We start from the raw sequence: 19,019 nt of genomic DNA on the forward strand, positions 1-19,019 counted from the left end.
GATTCAGGCACTTTTTACTTATAAGGTTTTTTTTATAAAAGTCGTATTTCTAAGACAAGTACTTTCCAACAATAGGCATTCTTCTACCCATACCAAATGCTTTAGGCGATACCCTTAGAATTGGTGGCGTTTGGTAACGCTTGAACTCCGCATTATTCACCATTTTCAGAATCCTTCTCACTAAAGCCTCATCATAGCCTTGTGCAATGATTGCCGCAGAACTTTGTTTCAGCTCAATGTATTGGAAAAGAATTTTGTCAAGGATATCATAATCAGGAAGGGAATCAGAATCTTTTTGTCCTGGTCTCAGCTCTGCTGATGGCGGTTTGACAATCGAATTCTCTGGAATCACGATTCCATCTTTATTAATATAATTAGCTAACTGGTAAACCTGTATTTTGTAGACATCACCAATCACACCGATTGCGCCACACATATCTCCATATAAGGTCCCATAACCTACTGCACATTCGCTTTTATTAGAGGTGTTCAATAGAATATAACCAAATTTATTAGACATCGCCATCAGAATAATCCCTCTACATCTCGCCTGGATATTCTCTTCAGTTAAGTTGAATGGCAATCCTTGAAAAGCAGGTGCCATCATTTGATCAAAAGCATCAGCAGCAGCTGCAATTGGAATAATCTCATGTTTACAACCGATATTTTTCACCAGGGCTACGGCATCATCAATAGAATGATCAGAAGAATACTTTGAAGGCATTAATACTGCCATTACATTTTCCGATCCTAATGCCCTACAAGCTAAAGCACACACGACTGCTGAGTCAATCCCCCCGGACAGCCCTAAAACGGCCTTACTAAAACCTGACTTATCGAAATAATCTTTGATTCCTAATACCAAGGCTTCATAAATTTGCTCAATATCAGGTGCTGCTTCATGTACAATTGGTGTATGCCCCTTGAAATGGCCATCTTCCAGTTCATAAACCTTTAGCTCTTCTTTGAAATAAGGCATTTCATCAACCAGTTTTCCTTTCTTATCAAAAACCATAGAACCGCCATCAAAAATAATCTCTGTTTGTGCGCCAACCTGGTTCACATAGAGCAATGGCAATTTATATTTTTTTGCATTATCAGACAGTACAACCACCCTTTCGTCATCATGGCAATAAGAAAATGGCGAGGCAGCAATGTTGATCATCAGGTCCGGTTTCTGACGGATCAGCTCATCCATTGGCGAAGAAGCATACAAGGGATTGTTATTGATATTCCATAAGTCTTCACAAATGGTAAGTGCAATCTTTTGTCCTTTAAAACGAATACACTCAAAATGATTTGCCGGTTCGAAGTAGCGGTATTCATCAAAGACATCGTAAGTAGGTAGCAAAGCTTTTTTTACGATGTTCTTAATATGGCCATCTTCGATAAAATAAGCGGCATTGTAAAGGTCTTTACCTGCCAGGATATCGTTTTTTACTGGTAATCCGATGATACAGGCGATACCATGGCACTTGCTTGCAATTTCTAAAGCTGCCTTTTCACACAAGTCAATAAACTCATCAGACTCCAAAAAATCCCTTGCAGGGTAACCGCAAACAGCCAGTTCTGCAAAAACAACCAAGTCGGCGCCTTTTGCTTTTGCCTGTTCAATATTCTCGATTATCTTTTTCGTATTGTATTCAAAGTTCCCAATATGGTAATTGAGTTGTGCCAGTGCAATATTCATGTGTATGTACTTAAAGATTCTAATTTCTTAAAAGAAGACGCCTAAATTTAGGCCAACATAATGGTTTTTAGCCCTACGATCGCCATCTTTAACGATATTTGTTAAGCCGTTATTAAAGGTTAGGCCAATGGCAACACTAGTGCGATCGTCCAGGTCATATTCTCCACCTGCGGCAACCACCATTCCTGCTCGGTAAAATCTGGTGTAGTCAGAAATGTTTCTATCATTCTCTACTTTCTTTCCTGCCATTTGTGCATTCTGTTTAGCACCAATGTTGAAATCATTAGAAATACCAAATTGTCCATACCATCTTAAGGGGCCAATTTTATTTGTTTTCAGCTTTATCGTTAGTGGAACTTCAATGTACTGTAACCTGTATCTTAAATCATATGCAACAGTTCCTCCATCCGCAGGAGTGTAATAAGGTTTTACATTTAGCTCTGTGCTTTTACCATTAATAGTGGTGATGGTCAAACCAGTCGCAAAGGAATAGTTCTCTGCGAAATTAAAATCACCCAATAAACCATAAGAGAATCCCATAGCCAAGCCTTCTGATTTTCCAACTTCTGGTTTCACCCATCCTAATGTTGGATGTGCGGTTAAGCCTAATCTGAACCCGTAATATGGAGATCCCCCCTGCTGGGCGAAAAGTTGTCCTGTTAAAAGAAGTAAGAATAAAGTAAGATATGTGTTTTTCATTAGTATATTATTGTTTTGCTATTTCCTCCGGGATGTATATATATTTGCTATAAATGACATATAACGTAAAACCCAGCCAAATCTATCTATTTTTTCTCTCTATGCTTGCTTTTTTTTCATGTAAGCAGGCCAGTAAGCCCGATGTGAGCGACATAAAGCTGGATATAAAAGTAGAACGTTTCGATCAGGACCTATATCTGGGAAAGTCCAGAAATCTGCAGGAGACAGATGAAATGCTACAAAAAAAGTATGGGGCTTTCTATCAGGATTACGTACATCGCATGGTGGGCGATCCGAGTTACAGCAGCACTGAGATTTTAACCACGCTCTATAATGACCAGGCCTATACCGACCTGAACAAGGAAGTCGACAGTGTTTTCAAAAACATGAGCAGTATTGAAAAAGACCTGACACAAACTTTTAAATATGTAAAACATTACTATCCGAATGCACGGATTCCAAGAATGATTTCCTTTGTTTCCGGGTTTGCTGTACAAACACCTATTGGAGACGATTACCTGGGGATCGGATTAGATATGTTTCTTGGAAAAAACAGCAAATTTTATGGCGCTATCGTACAAAGCGTACCCGTATATCTTTCCCGTCGATTCAGTCCGGAATATGTGGTTCCAAGGGTGACAGAGACTTATGCGCGAGAAGATTTATTCCCGGTCAGAGATGAAGACCGAACCTTATTGTCCAAAATGATTCAGAATGGTAAAATCTTATATTTTATGGATCAGGTTCTGGCGGATGCCGTACCAGATTCCATCAAAATTGGCTATACAAAAAAACAAATAGATTGGTGTAAAACCTATGAAGTAGATATCTGGGCTTATTTATTGCAAAACAACTTATTGTTTGAAACCGATTATCAAAAGATCCAGGTATTTTTAGGAGAAGGTCCTTTTACCCCTGGATTAGGTGATAAACAGGAATCGGCACCAAAATTAGGTGTATGGATGGGTTGGCAAATGGTGAGAAAATATATGGCGGAAAATAAAGAGGTCACACTTCAACAGCTGATGGCAGAAAAAGATCCTCAAAAAATATTGAACTTATCAAAATATAAACCTAAATAGCAGTAGGAATAATTAGCTGGAAAATTTTGGGCTAACCTAAACAGCAAAGAACTCGTAACATGGTTAAAGTAGGAATAGTACTATCAGGCGGAGGAATTAGAGGCATCGCTCATCTAGGTGTCCTAAAAGCCTTAAAAAATGCAGGAATTAAGTTTAGCCACATTAGTGGAACCAGTGCAGGTTCCATTGCAGGTGCATTTTTTGCTTCTGGAATAGATCCGGAAGCTGGATTAGATATTTTCATTAAAGCAAAACTATTCCGTTTTATCAGACCGGCATTGGGTTCTCTGGGATTGATCAATATAGAGCATGTAGAGGAATTGTTAAAAGAACATTTGCCGGTAGACCGTATGGAAAACCTAAAAATACCACTGACTATTGCAGCAACAAATTTCAGTGAGGGAAAACTGGTTTATTTCAGTTCTGGTCCATTAATAAGAGCCGTACTTGCCTCGAGTTGTATTCCTGGGATCTTCAGGCCGATCATGATAGAAAACCAGATGTATGTAGATGGAGGAATTTTGAATAACTTCCCTATCGAGCCATTAATGAGTAACTGCGATTATATTATCGGTTCTTCTTGCAATCATCTGACTAAAATGGATAAGATCACCAACATCTCTACCCTAATGAAAAGGGCCGGGGTGATGTCAATAAATAAGGACACTGAGCAAAAATCCGCCTTCTGTAATGCGATGATAGAGCCAACAGGGATGGGAGACATCAGTACTTTCGATATGAAAAAGGCAGAAACTATTTACTGGTTAGCCTACGAACAGACATTAAAAACCATTCATACGAATGAAAGTCTACAGGAACTAATTTTAAACTTCAAACAAGATTCCACATCGTAATATTTCAAATCTGGCCAGGAAATTAAGCTTCTAGTGCAACCAGGGCATCACCTACCAATACTGGAATGGCAGTACAAATATTAAGCTGCAAACAGAATTTCACATCTTCTTCGATGTTTAGTTCTGCCAATCTATGACTATGTGACGATTTATGAAGGTAACTTCTCAAATCATCTTTTGCCAAAGCATACAAATCTTCAGCAGCAACACAAGAATCGTCAAAATGAGTAAAATCCTTACGTAGTTCACGAACCACTGCACCGGCGAATAAGGTATCTTCCAGATTGAATTTATCCTTCCAGCCTGCACAAAGCAACAATACCCCTTTATCTTGAGTACGAAGCCAATTACAAAGTGCTTCCAGGTTTAAGAACGAACCGATTACAACTTGATGCGCTCTTTTTCTAGCCAGGTGTAATGCTTTAGTTCCGTTAGTAGTGGTGAGTACTATTGTTTTACCCTTCACTTTTTCAGGGGAGTAAGAAAATGGAGAATTGCCGAAGTCATAGCCTTCAACCACTTCTCCATTTCGCTCTGCAGCCAATAGAAAACCTTCATTTGAATAGTTCAGGCAATCTTCTACCTGTGCAACAGGGATGATTGCGCTGGCCCCATTGTCTATTCCATATACCATTGAAGAGGTCGCTCTCAGCACATCAATAACCACCACAATACGGTCTTCTATCGAATAAAGATCTAATAATGCTGGCGTTAAACAAACTTCTATACTTTTCTGCATGGGGTAAAAGAATGGGGTATTTCTAAATGTTTTCTATTGCTTAATGATATTTTATATGACTATTTAGTAAAAGGGAATTTTACCACTTTCGCTTTAATCTTATTGTTACGGATATTGATAAAGATCTCTGTACCTTCTTTAGCCAAAGCTTTATCAATGTACCCCATACCGATTGCTTTCTGTAAAGATGGCGCTTGTGTACCTGAAGTTACTCTTCCGATTACATTTCCTTCCGCGTCTACAATCTCATAATCATGACGAGGAATACCTCTATCGATCATTTCGAAACCGATCAATTTACGGGCAACACCAGCTTCCTTTTGTGCTTGTAAAGCCTCCGAATTAGTGAATTTTTTGCTGAATTTAGTAATCCATCCTAATCCTGCTTCAATTGGAGAAGTAGTATCATCGATGTCATTTCCGTATAAGCAGAAACCCATTTCCAAACGCAAAGTATCACGGGCACCTAGACCAATTGGCTTAATACCGAATGCTGCACCAGCTTCGAAAATAGCATCCCAGATTACTTCTGCATTTGCATTATCGAAATAAATCTCAAAACCACCAGCACCGGTATAACCTGTAGCAGAAATGATCACGTTGTCAACACCTGCAAAAGTTCCTTTTACGAAGTTATAATACTCCATAGAAGCAAGGTCTACATCTGTTAAGCTCTGTAATGCTTCAGCAGCTTTAGGACCCTGAATCGCCAAAAGAGAAGTTTGATCAGAAATATTGTGCATTTCTACACCTTTATCATTGAATTTCTGAATCCAGTTCCAGTCTTTCTCAATATTAGAAGCATTCACTACTAACATATAAGTAGTTTCATCCATTCTGTAAACCAATAAATCGTCTACGATACCACCATCTTCATTCGGCAGACAAGAATACTGTACTTTACCGTCATATAATTTTGAAGCATCATTGCTGGTTACTCGTTGAATCAGATCTAGTGCATTTTCACCTTTAACGATGAATTCACCCATGTGACTTACGTCAAAAACGCCTACAGATCCTCTTACGGTTGCATGTTCTGCATTGATACCTTCATACTGAACTGGCATATTGTAACCTGCGAAAGGCACCATTTTGGCACCCAATGAAATGTGTTTTTCTGTTAATGCGGTATTTTTCATTAGAATAATTTTGTTTTTTATCGGTTATGATTCTACCACCTACGACATACGTTATGGAGGCGAATTTCATCAGTATTGTTATATTTCTGAATTGTTCTTGTTTTTGGTTGCTTTATCCAGTTATTCACCCTTTAAGCGGCCAAAAACGTGGGCAAAAGTACGTAAAAATTAAACAGTAAGTAATTTTTGATAGATATTCAGCATTCTTTCAGCGATGATTTTAACATCATGGTCTCTTTCCACAGTTTTCCTCGCATTTTCACCAATTTCCTTCCATTTCTTAGGGTTGGTAATGCATTGCAAAATTGCACGATAAAACTCATCGGCAGTATCTGCAATGAGGATATCTTTTCCATGTTCGCATCGAATCCCTTCAGCAGCCATACTGGTGGCGATGATACATTTGCTCATGGCCATTCCTTCAATAATTTTGACTCGCATTCCACTTCCTGACAATAAAGGCACGATCATGATCGCTTTAGAATTGATAAATTCTACCGCATCAAAAACCTCCCCTTCTACAACCAGGTTATCGGAATCATATTCAAAAAACTGTTGTTGCATATTTTTTCCGGCGATATAGAACCGAAGCTCAGAGTTCAACTTCTCAATGTCCGGCCAAATCTCATCCAGAAACCACTCCAAGCCCTCTCTATTGGGGCGCCAATCCATTGCACCTAAATGAAACAGCGTAGGGAAACTGGTTTTCGAAGGATCAGTTACATATTTCTCAAAATCCAATGCAACCGGAAATACCTCCAATGCAGTTGCCGAGCCAAATCTTAAAATACTTTGCCTGTCTTGCTCAGAAATCGCGAAAACCTGATGAAAACGATTGATCTGTTCTGTTTCATAAACCTTCAGACGGCGGGCAAGAAATTGAAGGTAACTCCTTCTTGGCGTAAACTTCTCCGTCATTGCGATTCGTTCCCATACATCGAACTCAATATTATGCGCCCGATAAATCACCTTTGCTTTGCTATTTTCTTTGACCACATCCAGATACGGCACGACAAAAAGTCCTTCAAACTGAATAATATCGAACTCATTTTCTTTCAAGATCTCTCCAAGTAAGCGCGCAGCATCATCATCATAATAGCGAGAAACATTATAAGATTGATTGGAAAAGATATTGAGTAAAGCACCATATACATTGACCCCCGTATCCAGATCAAAAGCATAAAATTTGATCTTTTCAAATAAAGGATCATAAATTTCTTCTATATCTACATGATATTTTTTAGGGTTGATACTAAACAAAGTGATTTCGACCCCCAGATTTAACAATCCTTTTATGGTGTTATAAACCACAATCGGATAGCCACTATTTGGCGGAAAGGGTATTCTGTTGGTGAGTATGAGTGCTTTCAAATTATGTGAAAATACTAATTATCCTTCGCTTTCGGAAAACAGTGCCAATTGGGGTTTAGAAATTGTAAAAGTTTTACGATGGTATGGTGATAAACCATGAACTAAAGCCGCATTACGATGCACTATCGTAGGGTATCCTTTATTTTGCTTCCATTGGTAAACCGGATATTCTTCGGCAATTTTCTCCATATATTCATCACGATGTGTTTTCGCAAGGATGGAAGCCGCGGCAATGTTCAGGTATTTCCCATCCCCCTTAACAATACAAGAATGAGGAATTTCTGGATAAGTTTTAAAGCGATTGCCATCGATCACCAGATATTCCGGCTTCAGTGCTAATTTTTCAACGGCTCTGTGCATGGCTAAAAAAGAAGCGTTTAAAATATTGATCTTATCGATTTCCTGATGATCTACTTCTGCTACTGCCCAGGCAATCGCTTCCTTTTCGATGATGATTCTCAAAGCTTCACGCTGTTTGTGGTTTAGTTTTTTAGAATCATTGAGTTGGCCGGCAATAAAATCTTTCGGTAAAATGACAGCGGCGGCAAACACAGGGCCTGCAAGACAGCCTCTACCTGCTTCATCGCAGCCGGCCTCTACTAATTCGTTCTGGTAACAGTTTAACAGCATATTACAAAGTTAATAAATTAAAGCCCTTCCAGGAGGAGAAATCACCGCTCTTCGCAGACTATGGCTTTACGATTAAACGGAAATATTCTGGGATTTCACGTCGAAGGCATCTCTCAAACCGATGGCGAGAAGATTAAAAGCATATACGGTGACCATGATCGCTAGACCAGGCAAAACAGCAAGGTATGCCGCATCCATAATAATATAGCCATAATGTTCTTTGATCATACTTCCCCAGCTAGGCATGGGCGGCTGGGCGCCAAATCCAAGAAAGCTTAATCCAGTTTCCAATAAAATTGCAGCAGCGAAATTTGCGGAGGCTAACACCAGAATTGGTCCGGCAATATTGGGTAAAATGTGTTTGATAATAATCCTGGGGGTAGAAAATCCCAACGCTTTTGCCGCTTCCACAAATTCAACGTTTTTCAAGGCCATCACCTGCCCTCTCACGAGTCTGGAAACATCTACCCAGGTAGAGAGTCCAACGGCGATAAAAATCTGCCAGAAGCCCTTTCCTAATGCGAAAGAAATAGCAATCACTAATAATAAGGAAGGCAGCGACCAGATCACATTCATAAACCAGCTAATAAGGGCATCGGTTTTTCCAGCAAAATAACCGGCTAATGCGCCTAAACTGATTCCAATAAAAAGAGAAATTAAGACCGCCATCAGGCCTACTGACAAAGAAACCCGGACACCAATCATCAACCTACTCAGTAAATCCCGGCCATAGATATCTGTACCGAGCCAAAAAGTCTGATTATATCTATTATTATTTTGTAAAGGATATATAGTTTCCTCTGCCTGTTCATCGTCTCCGATATATTCTCGTGCATACACCTTATTCCCTACTTCCCGATAGGAAGTAATTGGAATACTTTTATAATCCGATTCCTGTCCGAATAACATTTTCTCCAAAAAACCATGTTTTTTGATTTCTGGATTTCTGCTGATGACCAAAAATTCAAAGCTCCGACCAGGTTTTTTATTACTCAGCTGCAAGTGCATAGTATTAGCAAAAGGAGTCTGATCAGGTGTAATCAGGTAGCCCAATATTCCGATTAACATCATGAATAGAATAAACAATAGTCCAGAGAAAGCCATTTTATTCTGCTTAAACCGTTTCCATACCTGCTTTGATGGGCTATTGTTGATCTCCATTATTTCACCATTCTGTCTTTCCAGTTATACTTCCCTGAATTTCCAGCTACGCCAATATACACGATATAAACGATATGCATTAAATTGAGAACCGGCAATAAAACCAATAGCTCCCTTCTTTTCGCGAAGCCTGTAACCTGATATAAAAAGATAAATTCTACCAGTATCTTGATCAGTAACTGCGCTAAAGCCAGTTTCAAATAGAATCCAACAAATAAGCCGATTCCGATATTTAACAAAATTCCCAGGTTGAACAACCATATGGCTACACCAAGCACGATAATCGCCTTATTTTTATAACGTGTACTTTTAGATGCCCAGCGTTTTCTTTGTTGGATAAACTCCCCTAGTGTTGCCTTTGCGTGCGTATAAACCACAGCATCATGGTGTTTTAGGAAACCAATATTGTTATTGTAACGCGCTGCCATTTTATGCAATAAAAGCTCATCATCTCCTGAAGCCAGGTCATCTATTCCTTTGAAACCACCAACTTCATAGAAAGCTGCCTTTTCATAAGCCAGATTCGCCCCATTACATGTAGATGGATTTTTATTACCTATAGTAGAAGCACCCAAACCGATCAGATACAAAAATTCTAATGCCTGTGCGCGTTCAAAGAAACTCTTTTCTTCAAAATAAGCCACAGGCGAGGAAATCATTTTATGTTTTTTTTCCTCATAAAAACCGATAATTGTTTTTAACCAATTTTTTCCCATTCTACAATCGGCATCCGTTGTAATGATGAGATCCCCGGAAGATTGGCCAATGGCCGTTTGAATGGCCTTTTTCTTATAGGAGTTGAGTGCGCGATCTTCGTTCAAGCGGATCAGCTTGACTCCTTTTGAGGCATAATCAGCAATGATTTCGGCCGTATTATCGGTAGAATGATCGTCAATAAAAATTATTTCCGTAAGCGCTTTATCATAAGATTGCGCACAAAGGTCGTCTAGGGTTTTTCTGATATTTTCCGCTTCATTTCTAGCAGCTACTAGGATAGACACCTTAGTTTTAAAAGCGGGCTTTTGGGGTTGATAATAGCTCAATTTATGCCAGCCTCTGATAAAGGCAAACACCACGAACACGTATAAGACCGTTAAAATAGAAGTAATATAACTAGCTACGCTGTGAATTTCCAAAAAAGTTAAGTTTAAATACGAAATAAGTGCCTAATATAGCAGGAATAATAATATTTATCAGCCATATACTGGCTGTACAAGCAATCACTGCTACTTCCTGATCAGTAATAGAGCTAAAGAAATAAGAAGCTGTAGCTGTACGCACTCCGATATCGAACAAATCCAAAGAAGGAAGCGTAGATTGTACGAAGAACAGGATACTTACCATCATCAAAATATCCATATAATGCAGATTCGGGATTAGCCAGAAGAACAGGATAAAATACTGTGTACTAAATACCAGGTACCTCAAAAAACAGAGGGAAAGAATTTTCAGTAATTCCTTCTTTTGATATCTCGCCAGAATGCTATAAAATTTTTTATATTTCCGGGTGAACTTCATGGAAAGCAATAGTCCATTCAGCCATTTGATGTTAAAATAAAAGATCAGAAAAAACAGACAGAAGATCAGTGCAAGAAAAACCAGCGCATAAAACAGCAGTGGATCAACTTTTACAAAGCGATAGATGAACACGCAGAATGCAATAGCGCCGAACACATTGGTGAGTACCATTTGACCGATATTACCAACTGCCATGGCCACTACACCAATCACCCTTCTTTTAGGTGAAAGGAAAAACACCCGACCTCCATATTCTCCAATCCGATTGGGAGTAAATATGGCCCAGGTTAGCCCGCAGAAAACGGAAGCCACAGCTTTCCAGAGGTTAATTTTCTCTACGCTAGAAATCAGCCTTTGCCACTTTACAGCTTCAAGTCCCCAGTTCACAAGCATCAGAAAAAGAACGAAGCCCATCACTGCTACAATTTCCCATTGAGGGAGATTACTCAGCAGATTTTTGAAATCCTGTAAGTTCTTGTTCTCTGTCAGCTTGCTGTACACAAACCAAAAAGCGAAAAGAACAATTCCGGCTTTAAGAATATAAGAAACTATTTTTTTGTACTGTGATGTCAACTTTTTTGCTTTTACTCTGTGCAAATATGCTTAATATTGTTCTATGTTGGTGGAAAAAAAGGAAAGGGTGATCATGGGGATAGATCCGGGCACTTCGATTATGGGGTATGGGGTGATATTGGAAAAGGGAAGTAAGATCGAATTGATTACCATGGGCATCGTACGGATGGATCATTTGGATGATCATTTCTTAAAACTGCAACGCATCTTCGAGAAAACCATTGTTTTGCTTGATGAGTATAAACCGGATGCGATGGCACTAGAAGCTCCATTTTACGGAAAAAACATACAAGTAATGCTGAAATTAGGTCGTGCACAAGGTGTAGCCATGGCAGCGGCATTATCCAGAAACATCCCGATTACAGAATACGCACCACGTAAAATCAAACAGTCCATTACTGGAAGCGGAAGTGCGGGAAAAGAGCAGGTGGCGGCGATGCTACAAACCTTACTTAAATTTAAAGAAACTCCGCAATTTTTAGATGCTACAGACGGTTTAGCAGTGGCTGTTTGCCATTCCTTTCAAAGGGTGAGTACTTCGGGTTCAGGAAAATCATACTCCGGATGGGAAGCCTTTGCAAAAGACAATAAAAAACGTCTTAAATAATTCATAATACTAAGGATGCCCAATCTCGATTTCCGGATTGGGCATCTTAAGTAAAAAGCATTTTGTTTCTGTTTTCAACAGAAACTAAGCATTAATTTTTCTTCGTTTACGGTATTCTTTAAAGGCAATAAAGCCCACTAGCACCACAACAATCAGCATCCAAAGGTTTGCAAGTATCAATAAGAATTCTTTAAATATTACCCATCCATTTTGGATATTCAATCCTAACCGTCTAAAGAATGAAGGGCGGTAATCCGACAAATTATCATTTCCTATCACCAGTTTTTTCACGGTATTGTCCTGATAAAAAGAAAGTGTGATGTCACTATACTTCACGCGATCATTGATCATCCTATTCTGTATTTTCTGGTCTATATAACCATCTTTTAATTCCAAAGCGGTCTCTACATTATTACTTTTTTTATTCGCGTGTTTATTCAGCTGACCTACGGCCTCTACTCTATTCTGACTTTTCATTTGATTCGACAGATAGGAAAGGCTTTGATCATCCAGTTTCATAGATTGTTGGTCTACAAATACAGCCATATCAGCTACTTTATTGGTAAACTCATCTAATTTATCTGCGGGGATTTTAGCAACTATAGACCCTTTCGTACGGTAAGAACTGAGTTCCAATAGGGAGTCTGTGGAATAGCGAACCTTCTCCGACTGATACACATCACTATGAATAGAGAATTCCCAAAGTCTACCTCCTTCTTCTTTGATCAATTGACCGAGTTTAACTTTCGTTTGTTGTACATCCTTTACGCGGAAGCGCATATCGGCCGTTTTGATGATTTTTTCTGTTGAGGTGGTATCTAAGTTGAGTAGATTACTGGAAGTAGCATCAGCGGCTTCCTGTTCAGCTTTATTTCCAGGACTACAGGCGGCCAATACAGTGGCTACAGCGCAATAAATAATATATCTTTTCATAGGTATCAAGAATTAGTACTCTTAATACAGAGCCAGTGATAAGGTAACCTCTAAATAGGATAAGTCACAAAAATGTGAGTCAAAAAAAAATCCTCCACAACCGAGGTTGAGGAGGATTTCCAGCGATGCCTGTTTAAAAACTAGGCAGCTAATATTTTAAATACGCCTTTGCAAGCGATGAATGAACCAATAAATAAAACAGCCCATGCCGTTAATGACAAAGCTAGAGAATCACCAGCAAAACGCATAAAAACGCCTATAACGCTGATTACAATTCCTACAGCCATTAATTTATAGATCGAAGTCTCGTTAGCTCTTTTCATGCTAGGCGTATTGTGCTTTGGTGTCTGTTCCATAGTATTTTCTATTTGATGGCACAAAAATAATATTAATTAAACAAAAAGCAGTATAACAGACGGATAAATTTCAATCTCCCCTAAAACGTTACCAATTTAAACAAAAAAAGCCCTTATCCGAATGGATAAGGGCTTTAATATGTTGATGGAGTATTACCCGTTTAGTGCAGCTGCACCACTTACAATCTCTGTAAGCTCTGTAGTAATTGCCGCCTGACGTGCCTGATTGTAAGAAAGCTTTAACGCTTTAATTAAATCACCAGCATTTTCGGTTGCTTTATCCATTGAAGTCATACGGGCACCATGCTCAGAAGCATGAGAATCCAATACTGCTTTGTATACTTGAGTTTTGATCGACTTAGGGATCAACTGCGATACGATTTCCTCCTGAGAAGGCTCCATGATGTAATCAACTGCATGAGCAGCGGCTGCACCTTCGGCAATTTCAGTTTTAGGAAGAGGCAATAACTGCTCAGTCGTTAAGATCTGAACTGCCGCATTTTTAAACCTGTTGTATACTAACTCTACTTTATCAAAATCGCCTTTTTCAAAGCCTGCCATGATCGAATTGGTGATCTTGGTTACATTTTCAAAAGTAAGCGCAGCATATACTTCATTGTTATTTCCGATAACATTGTATCCACGTTTCTCATAGAAATCATGTGCTTTCTTACCGATAGCGACGATACTTACATTACCTTTTTTGTATTGTTCGCTATATTTTTCCGAGATTAAATTGTTGGTTTCTTTAATCACGTTCATGTTAAAGGCACCAGCTAAACCACGGTTAGAAGAAACCACTACAATCAATACCTTATTTGGTTCACGTTCCTGAATAAACGGAGACGATGATCCTTCTAAGCTCGCTGAAAGATTTCCTAGGATTTCTTTCAACTTTGTAGCATACGGACGTAGCTGAACAATCGCATTGGTCGCACGCTTCAACTTCGCAGCCGAAACCATTTTCATGGCCTTGGTGATCTGCTGTGTAGATTGCACCGATGTTATACGAATTCTTACTTCTTTTAAATTAGCCATTCTTTTTTATTCTTCAGTCAAGAGTAATTTAGTATTTGCTGGAAAGCTCTTTTGCTACAGTTTCCAATACTCCGGTAATTGCATCATCAAATTTACCAGCTTTTAAAGCTTTCAAAGTATCTGGGTGACGTAACTCCAATTGTTGTAAGTACTCAGCTTCAAATTCCTTTACTTTATTGATAGGAACTGAACGCATCAAGTTTTTAGTACCAATGTAAATGATTGCTACTTGTTTCTCAACTGTTACTGGAGAGAACTGACCTTGTTTAAGGATTTCCACGTTACGTGAACCTTTATCAAGTACAGATTTAGTAGCTGCATCTAAGTCAGAACCGAATTTAGAGAAAGCCTCTAACTCACGGTATTGAGCCTGGTCTAATTTCAAAGTACCAGCAACTTTTTTCATTGATTTGATCTGTGCATTACCACCTACACGTGATACCGAGATACCTACGTTAATAGCTGGACGAATACCTGCGTTGAACAAGTTAGTTTCTAAGAAGATCTGTCCGTCAGTAATTGAAATTACGTTCGTAGGAATATAAGCAGAAACGTCACCAGCTTGAGTTTCGATAATTGGAAGAGCGGTTAATGAACCACCACCTTTAACGATACCTTTCAATGATTCAGGAAGGTCATTCATTGCTTGTGCAATCTCATCGTTAGAGTTGATCTTAGCAGCACGCTCTAACAAACGACTGTGAAGGTAGAACACGTCACCAGGATAAGCCTCACGGCCCGGTGGACGACGAAGTAATAGAGATACCTCACGGTAAGCTACAGCTTGCTTAGACAAATCATCATAAACAATTAATGCTGGTCTACCTGTATCACGGAAAAACTCACCGATTGCAGCACCAGAGAATGGAGCGTAAAACTGCAATGGTGCAGGTTCAGCAGCCGAAGCAGCAACAACAACTGTGTAAGCCATTGCACCGTTTTCTTCTAGGGTACGTACTACGTTTGCTACAGTACTTGCTTTTTGACCACAAGCTACATATATACAGTAAACAGGGTTACCTGCTTCATAAAATTCTTTTTGGTTGATGATAGTATCGATACAAACCGCAGTTTTACCAATCTGACGGTCACCAATAACCAACTCACGTTGACCACGACCGATTGGAATCATACCATCAATCGCTTTGATACCTGTTTGTAAAGGTTCTGTAACTGGCTGACGGTAGATTACACCTGGAGCTTTACGCTCGATTGGCATTTCATACGTCTGTCCAATGATTGGTCCTTTACCATCGATTGGCTCACCCATCGTGTTAACTACACGACCTAACATACCTTCACCAACTTTAATAGAGGCAATTTTCTTAGTACGTTTAATCGTATCACCTTCTTTGATCGTGTCAGATGGGCCTAATAAAACCACACCAACATTATCTTCTTCAAGGTTCAAAACAATACCTTGTAAGCCGTTTTCAAATTCAACTAACTCACCGGATTGAACTTTAGTTAAACCATAAACACGGGCAATACCATCACCCACCTGCAATACGGTACCAACTTCTTCAAGTTCTGCTTCTGATTTAAAGCCCGCCAATTGTTGCCTGATAATTGCCGATACTTCGTCTGGTCTTACCTCTACCATAATTTTATATTATTTCTTAGTATATGTTATCTTCTATTTTAAATACCCGGGTTAAACAATTCCCTGAGCAAATTCTTTTTTTAGTTTATTCAAACCGTTGGCGATACTTGCATCAAATTGCTTATCTCCTACTTTCAAAATAAATCCACCAATCAGTTTGTCATTAACTTTTTCTTTAATCACCACTTCATTAGCGCCTACTTCTTTTTTCACTAAAGCTACGATCTCTGTTCTGTTTGCGTCAGTCAGCTCGATTGCCGAAGTTACTTCAGCAGTTACAATTCCTTTGATGGCATTGTATTGCTGAATGAAGGATTTTGCCATTCCGAATAAAATCGCTGAACGTCCTTTGCTTACAATCAGTTTCAAGAAGGCTTTGGTTACCACATTTACTTTGGCTCCAAATACATCTTCTAAAATTCCTGATTTTTTGTCCAACGGAACGATAGGGTTATTAAGGATAGCTTCCAATTCTGGATTCTGATCGATCACCTGATCTAAAAGCACCATATCATTCTTGATTTCTTCCAAAGAGTTTTGCTCTTTAGCAAGGTCAATCATTGATTTGGCGTATCTCGATGCTGCTTTATTTTCTAACATTTTTATCTAATTTGGCTAAATAAACTACAGACTAGTTTAATTCAACGTCTTTTAAAAGATTAGCAACTAAATCCTGCTGAGTAGCTTTGTCTTGCAATTGATTACGCAATACACGTTCTGCGATATCTAATGATAAAGAAGAAACCTGGTGTTTCAATTCTGCTAAAGCAGCTTTCTTTGAATTCTCAATTTCAATCTTAGCTTTCTCAATTAATTTAGCACCTTCAGTTTGAGCAGAAATTTTTGCTTCATTAATGATGCTATCTTTAAGCGTTTTTGCTTCTTTCAAGATCAAATCACGTTCAGCACGGGCAGCTTTCATTAACTCTTCATTCTGAGAAGTTAAACGAGCCATCTCTTGTTTTGCTAATTCAGCTTTGCTTAATGCTTCATCAATCGATTTTTCGCGTTCTTTAATTGCTGCTAGAATTGGTTTCCAGGCAAATTTTGCCAATAGGAACATTAGCAATAAGAAAGCAATGGATTGAAAGATAACTAGGCCGAATTCAGGTAATAATAATTCCATCTGTATATGTATAAAATATTTTGTTCTTTTTTAACAATAAATGGTACCAGATATTGCTATCTGGCACCGTTTAATTTCTAGCCATTACCCATTAGGGCAACAACTACTGCGAAAAGCGCAACAGCTTCAACGAAGGCAGCAGCGATTAACATTGCAGTTTGAATTTTAGAGGCAGCTTCTGGTTGACGAGCAATACCGTCCATAGCTGAACCACCAATGCGTCCGATACCTAGACCAGCGCCAATCGCAGCTAATCCTGCACCAATTGCAGCAATACTTCCTGTAATCATGATTTTATATATTAATTGTTGTTAAAAAATAATTCTAATTAGTGGTGATCTTCAATTGCCATTCCGATAAACAGGGCAGAAAGAATCGTAAAAATAAAGGCCTGAATAAATGCTACCAGTAATTCGATTCCGCCGATAAATACTGCGAAAGCGATAGAGATTGGAGCAATGTACAAGCTGTTGAAAACGAACACTAAGCAGATCAATGACAACACCAAGATGTGTCCTGCAGTAATGTTAGCAAACAAACGAATCATTAGGGCGATAGGTTTGGTAAAGATACCGAACAATTCTACCGGAACCATAACAACATACATCCACCAAGGTACATCAGGCATAAAGATGTGTTTCCAGTAATATTTATTACCGTTAAACACCGTTAGGCAGAACGTAGCCAGTGCAAGGATCATTGTTACTGCGATGTTACCAGTTAAATTGGCACCACCAGGTAAGAATGGAACTAAGCCCAACATGTTGTTAAACCAGATAAAGAAAAACACGGTTAACAAATACGGCATAAAGCGCTCGTATTTATGACCTAAGTTAGGGATAGCGATATCATCACGTACAAACAAGATGATAGGCTCCATCCATGACTGGATTCCTTTTGGTGATTTGCCCTTGTTTGTTCTATATCCTTTAGCTACGTTCAGGAACACAACTAATAAGATAATGATAGAAATAAACAATGTACAAACATTTTTCGTAATCGACAGGTCCAGCGGGCGTGCATTTGTCGCATGATGCTTCTCATCTAATGTTACAAACTGACCGTGCTCATTCGCAACGTCAGATGCATAATAGATTTTCTCGTGCATCTTCACAAAGCGTTGTCCTTTTCGCTCTACTACTACTTTAGCTTCATCATCGCGAACAACTTTTCCGTCCTCCAGCGTGGTGAAATCAGCAGAACTGAAGTTTACAACACCAGCTTTGGTGTACAAAATTACCGGAAGGTCGATATAGGTATGTCCGATTACGTGCCAACTATGCGAATCCGCAATGTGGTGTAGTGCAAACTTACCAATGTCAAACTTTTTCTCAGCTGCCGGCTGGGCATGAGAACCTTCTGTTACTTGCGCTGTGTCTACCTGTGCGAAAGCAGCAGGTGTAACAGAAAAAAACGCTAAAAAGAGCGTAAAAACAACAATTAACCTTTTCACTTTAAACTCAAAAACGTGGCTACAATCCATTTACTCGCAGATTTTTACTTTTTATTTTGGTGGCGCAAGTTACGTAACAAACAGTATATTTCAAAGAAGCTGAACAATAAATATAAAGAAAAAAAGTTCAGCACGAAAACAAAGCCGTTTTCCTTGCTTTTAAGGCTGTAAATCAGCACAAAAGCCATTGCGAAAATCATCTTCAGTGCAATTGACCCCATTATGGCCATTACGCCAACATCAGGATTGCGTTTTAAGCCCAAATCTGCCACGCCATAAGCGATATAAGTAATGCCCGCTAAAAAGCCAAACACCAGCCAGAATTTAGGAACTAAGATCAACTGATCGGGAAATATAGAAGGAAGGGCATAAGCGATGCCACCGAGAACGGCGCAAAACGCTAAATAATAAAGGGTAAACCGTGTTAAACTCAAATCAGTATCTATT

At 39.0% G+C, this 19,019-nt stretch carries 21 protein-coding genes; 3 read left to right on the top strand and 18 right to left on the bottom strand.

Annotation, left to right across the window (positions count from 1 at the left end; translation table 11 throughout):
• Positions 1 to 49 precede the first annotated feature (49 nt).
• Together R2S10_RS22240 and R2S10_RS22245 are read right to left on the bottom strand one after the other, a co-directional pair.
• Positions 50 to 1,690 (bottom strand): NAD+ synthase, encoded by a 1,641-nt coding sequence (locus R2S10_RS22240; RefSeq protein ID WP_316842621.1) that lies wholly within the window; start codon positions 1,688 to 1,690, stop codon positions 50 to 52.
• Positions 1,691 to 1,717: 27 nt separating this feature from the next.
• Positions 1,718 to 2,389: a porin family protein gene (locus R2S10_RS22245; RefSeq protein ID WP_316842622.1), complete on the bottom strand. Its 672-nt coding sequence runs from the start codon at positions 2,387 to 2,389 to the stop codon at positions 1,718 to 1,720.
• 101 nt (positions 2,390 to 2,490) lie between these two features.
• Here R2S10_RS22245 and gldB point away from each other — a divergent pair, with 101 nt between their 5' ends.
• Together gldB and R2S10_RS22255 are read left to right on the top strand one after the other, a co-directional pair.
• Complete coding sequence (gene gldB / locus R2S10_RS22250; protein WP_316842623.1) at positions 2,491 to 3,471, top strand: gliding motility lipoprotein GldB; 981 nt, start codon at positions 2,491 to 2,493, stop codon at positions 3,469 to 3,471.
• Positions 3,472 to 3,530: 59 nt separating this feature from the next.
• Positions 3,531 to 4,325 carry a patatin-like phospholipase family protein gene (locus tag R2S10_RS22255; RefSeq protein WP_316842624.1) on the top strand — a complete coding sequence of 265 codons (795 nt, stop codon included), beginning with the start codon at positions 3,531 to 3,533 and terminating at the stop codon, positions 4,323 to 4,325.
• A gap of 22 nt (positions 4,326 to 4,347) precedes the next feature.
• Here R2S10_RS22255 and R2S10_RS22260 read toward each other — a convergent pair whose 3' ends face one another.
• The 7 genes from R2S10_RS22260 to R2S10_RS22290 form a co-directional block, all read right to left on the bottom strand.
• The gene (locus R2S10_RS22260) at positions 4,348 to 5,064 is read right to left on the bottom strand and encodes a 2-phosphosulfolactate phosphatase (protein ID WP_316842625.1); all 717 of its coding nucleotides are present in this window, start codon (positions 5,062 to 5,064) and stop codon (positions 4,348 to 4,350) included.
• A 59-nt stretch (positions 5,065 to 5,123) separates the two neighbouring features.
• Positions 5,124 to 6,203, bottom strand: a complete 1,080-nt coding sequence (gene gcvT / locus R2S10_RS22265) for a glycine cleavage system aminomethyltransferase GcvT (RefSeq protein ID WP_316842626.1) — start codon at positions 6,201 to 6,203, stop codon at positions 5,124 to 5,126.
• Between the two features lie 168 nt (positions 6,204 to 6,371).
• Positions 6,372 to 7,574 carry a glycosyltransferase gene (locus tag R2S10_RS22270; protein ID WP_316842627.1) on the bottom strand — a complete coding sequence of 401 codons (1,203 nt, stop codon included), beginning with the start codon at positions 7,572 to 7,574 and terminating at the stop codon, positions 6,372 to 6,374.
• A gap of 18 nt (positions 7,575 to 7,592) precedes the next feature.
• The gene (locus tag R2S10_RS22275) at positions 7,593 to 8,204 is read right to left on the bottom strand and encodes a ribonuclease HII (protein WP_316842628.1); all 612 of its coding nucleotides are present in this window, start codon (positions 8,202 to 8,204) and stop codon (positions 7,593 to 7,595) included.
• 72 nt (positions 8,205 to 8,276) lie between these two features.
• Positions 8,277 to 9,365 (bottom strand): ABC transporter permease, encoded by a 1,089-nt coding sequence (locus R2S10_RS22280; RefSeq protein WP_316842629.1) that lies wholly within the window; start codon positions 9,363 to 9,365, stop codon positions 8,277 to 8,279.
• Positions 9,365 to 10,501: a glycosyltransferase family 2 protein gene (locus R2S10_RS22285; RefSeq protein ID WP_316842630.1), complete on the bottom strand. Its 1,137-nt coding sequence runs from the start codon at positions 10,499 to 10,501 to the stop codon at positions 9,365 to 9,367. The genes R2S10_RS22280 and R2S10_RS22285 overlap by 1 nt, the downstream gene beginning before the upstream one ends.
• Positions 10,479 to 11,456 carry a lysylphosphatidylglycerol synthase domain-containing protein gene (locus R2S10_RS22290; protein ID WP_316842631.1) on the bottom strand — a complete coding sequence of 326 codons (978 nt, stop codon included), beginning with the start codon at positions 11,454 to 11,456 and terminating at the stop codon, positions 10,479 to 10,481. Before R2S10_RS22290 ends, R2S10_RS22285 begins: the two co-directional genes overlap by 23 nt.
• A gap of 43 nt (positions 11,457 to 11,499) precedes the next feature.
• Here R2S10_RS22290 and ruvC point away from each other — a divergent pair, with 43 nt between their 5' ends.
• Positions 11,500 to 12,063 carry a crossover junction endodeoxyribonuclease RuvC gene (ruvC, locus tag R2S10_RS22295; protein WP_316842632.1) on the top strand — a complete coding sequence of 188 codons (564 nt, stop codon included), beginning with the start codon at positions 11,500 to 11,502 and terminating at the stop codon, positions 12,061 to 12,063.
• Positions 12,064 to 12,147: 84 nt separating this feature from the next.
• On the opposite strand, the gene R2S10_RS22300 is transcribed toward ruvC, so the two are convergent.
• From R2S10_RS22300 to R2S10_RS22340, 9 genes are all read right to left on the bottom strand, one after another.
• Positions 12,148 to 12,996 (bottom strand): DUF4349 domain-containing protein, encoded by an 849-nt coding sequence (locus R2S10_RS22300; protein WP_316842633.1) that lies wholly within the window; start codon positions 12,994 to 12,996, stop codon positions 12,148 to 12,150.
• 140 nt (positions 12,997 to 13,136) lie between these two features.
• On the bottom strand, positions 13,137 to 13,352 hold the full coding sequence (locus tag R2S10_RS22305; protein WP_316842634.1) for a hypothetical protein: 216 nt from the start codon (positions 13,350 to 13,352) through the stop codon (positions 13,137 to 13,139).
• A gap of 153 nt (positions 13,353 to 13,505) precedes the next feature.
• The gene (gene atpG / locus R2S10_RS22310) at positions 13,506 to 14,390 is read right to left on the bottom strand and encodes an ATP synthase F1 subunit gamma (RefSeq protein ID WP_316842635.1); all 885 of its coding nucleotides are present in this window, start codon (positions 14,388 to 14,390) and stop codon (positions 13,506 to 13,508) included.
• A gap of 28 nt (positions 14,391 to 14,418) precedes the next feature.
• On the bottom strand, positions 14,419 to 15,993 hold the full coding sequence (gene atpA / locus R2S10_RS22315) for a F0F1 ATP synthase subunit alpha (RefSeq protein WP_316842636.1): 1,575 nt from the start codon (positions 15,991 to 15,993) through the stop codon (positions 14,419 to 14,421).
• A 51-nt stretch (positions 15,994 to 16,044) separates the two neighbouring features.
• Complete coding sequence (gene atpH / locus R2S10_RS22320; protein WP_316842637.1) at positions 16,045 to 16,593, bottom strand: ATP synthase F1 subunit delta; 549 nt, start codon at positions 16,591 to 16,593, stop codon at positions 16,045 to 16,047.
• A gap of 31 nt (positions 16,594 to 16,624) precedes the next feature.
• Complete coding sequence (gene atpF, locus R2S10_RS22325; protein WP_316842638.1) at positions 16,625 to 17,119, bottom strand: F0F1 ATP synthase subunit B; 495 nt, start codon at positions 17,117 to 17,119, stop codon at positions 16,625 to 16,627.
• A gap of 77 nt (positions 17,120 to 17,196) precedes the next feature.
• Complete coding sequence (gene atpE / locus R2S10_RS22330) at positions 17,197 to 17,406, bottom strand: ATP synthase F0 subunit C (RefSeq protein ID WP_062551197.1); 210 nt, start codon at positions 17,404 to 17,406, stop codon at positions 17,197 to 17,199.
• 41 nt (positions 17,407 to 17,447) lie between these two features.
• Positions 17,448 to 18,602 carry a F0F1 ATP synthase subunit A gene (atpB, locus tag R2S10_RS22335; RefSeq protein WP_316842639.1) on the bottom strand — a complete coding sequence of 385 codons (1,155 nt, stop codon included), beginning with the start codon at positions 18,600 to 18,602 and terminating at the stop codon, positions 17,448 to 17,450.
• A gap of 14 nt (positions 18,603 to 18,616) precedes the next feature.
• Positions 18,617 to 19,006 carry a hypothetical protein gene (locus R2S10_RS22340; protein ID WP_316842640.1) on the bottom strand — a complete coding sequence of 130 codons (390 nt, stop codon included), beginning with the start codon at positions 19,004 to 19,006 and terminating at the stop codon, positions 18,617 to 18,619.
• Positions 19,007 to 19,019: the final 13 nt, after the last annotated feature.

This window comes from Pedobacter gandavensis, from assembly GCF_032678745.1.
Classification (GTDB): domain Bacteria; phylum Bacteroidota; class Bacteroidia; order Sphingobacteriales; family Sphingobacteriaceae; genus Pedobacter; species Pedobacter gandavensis_C.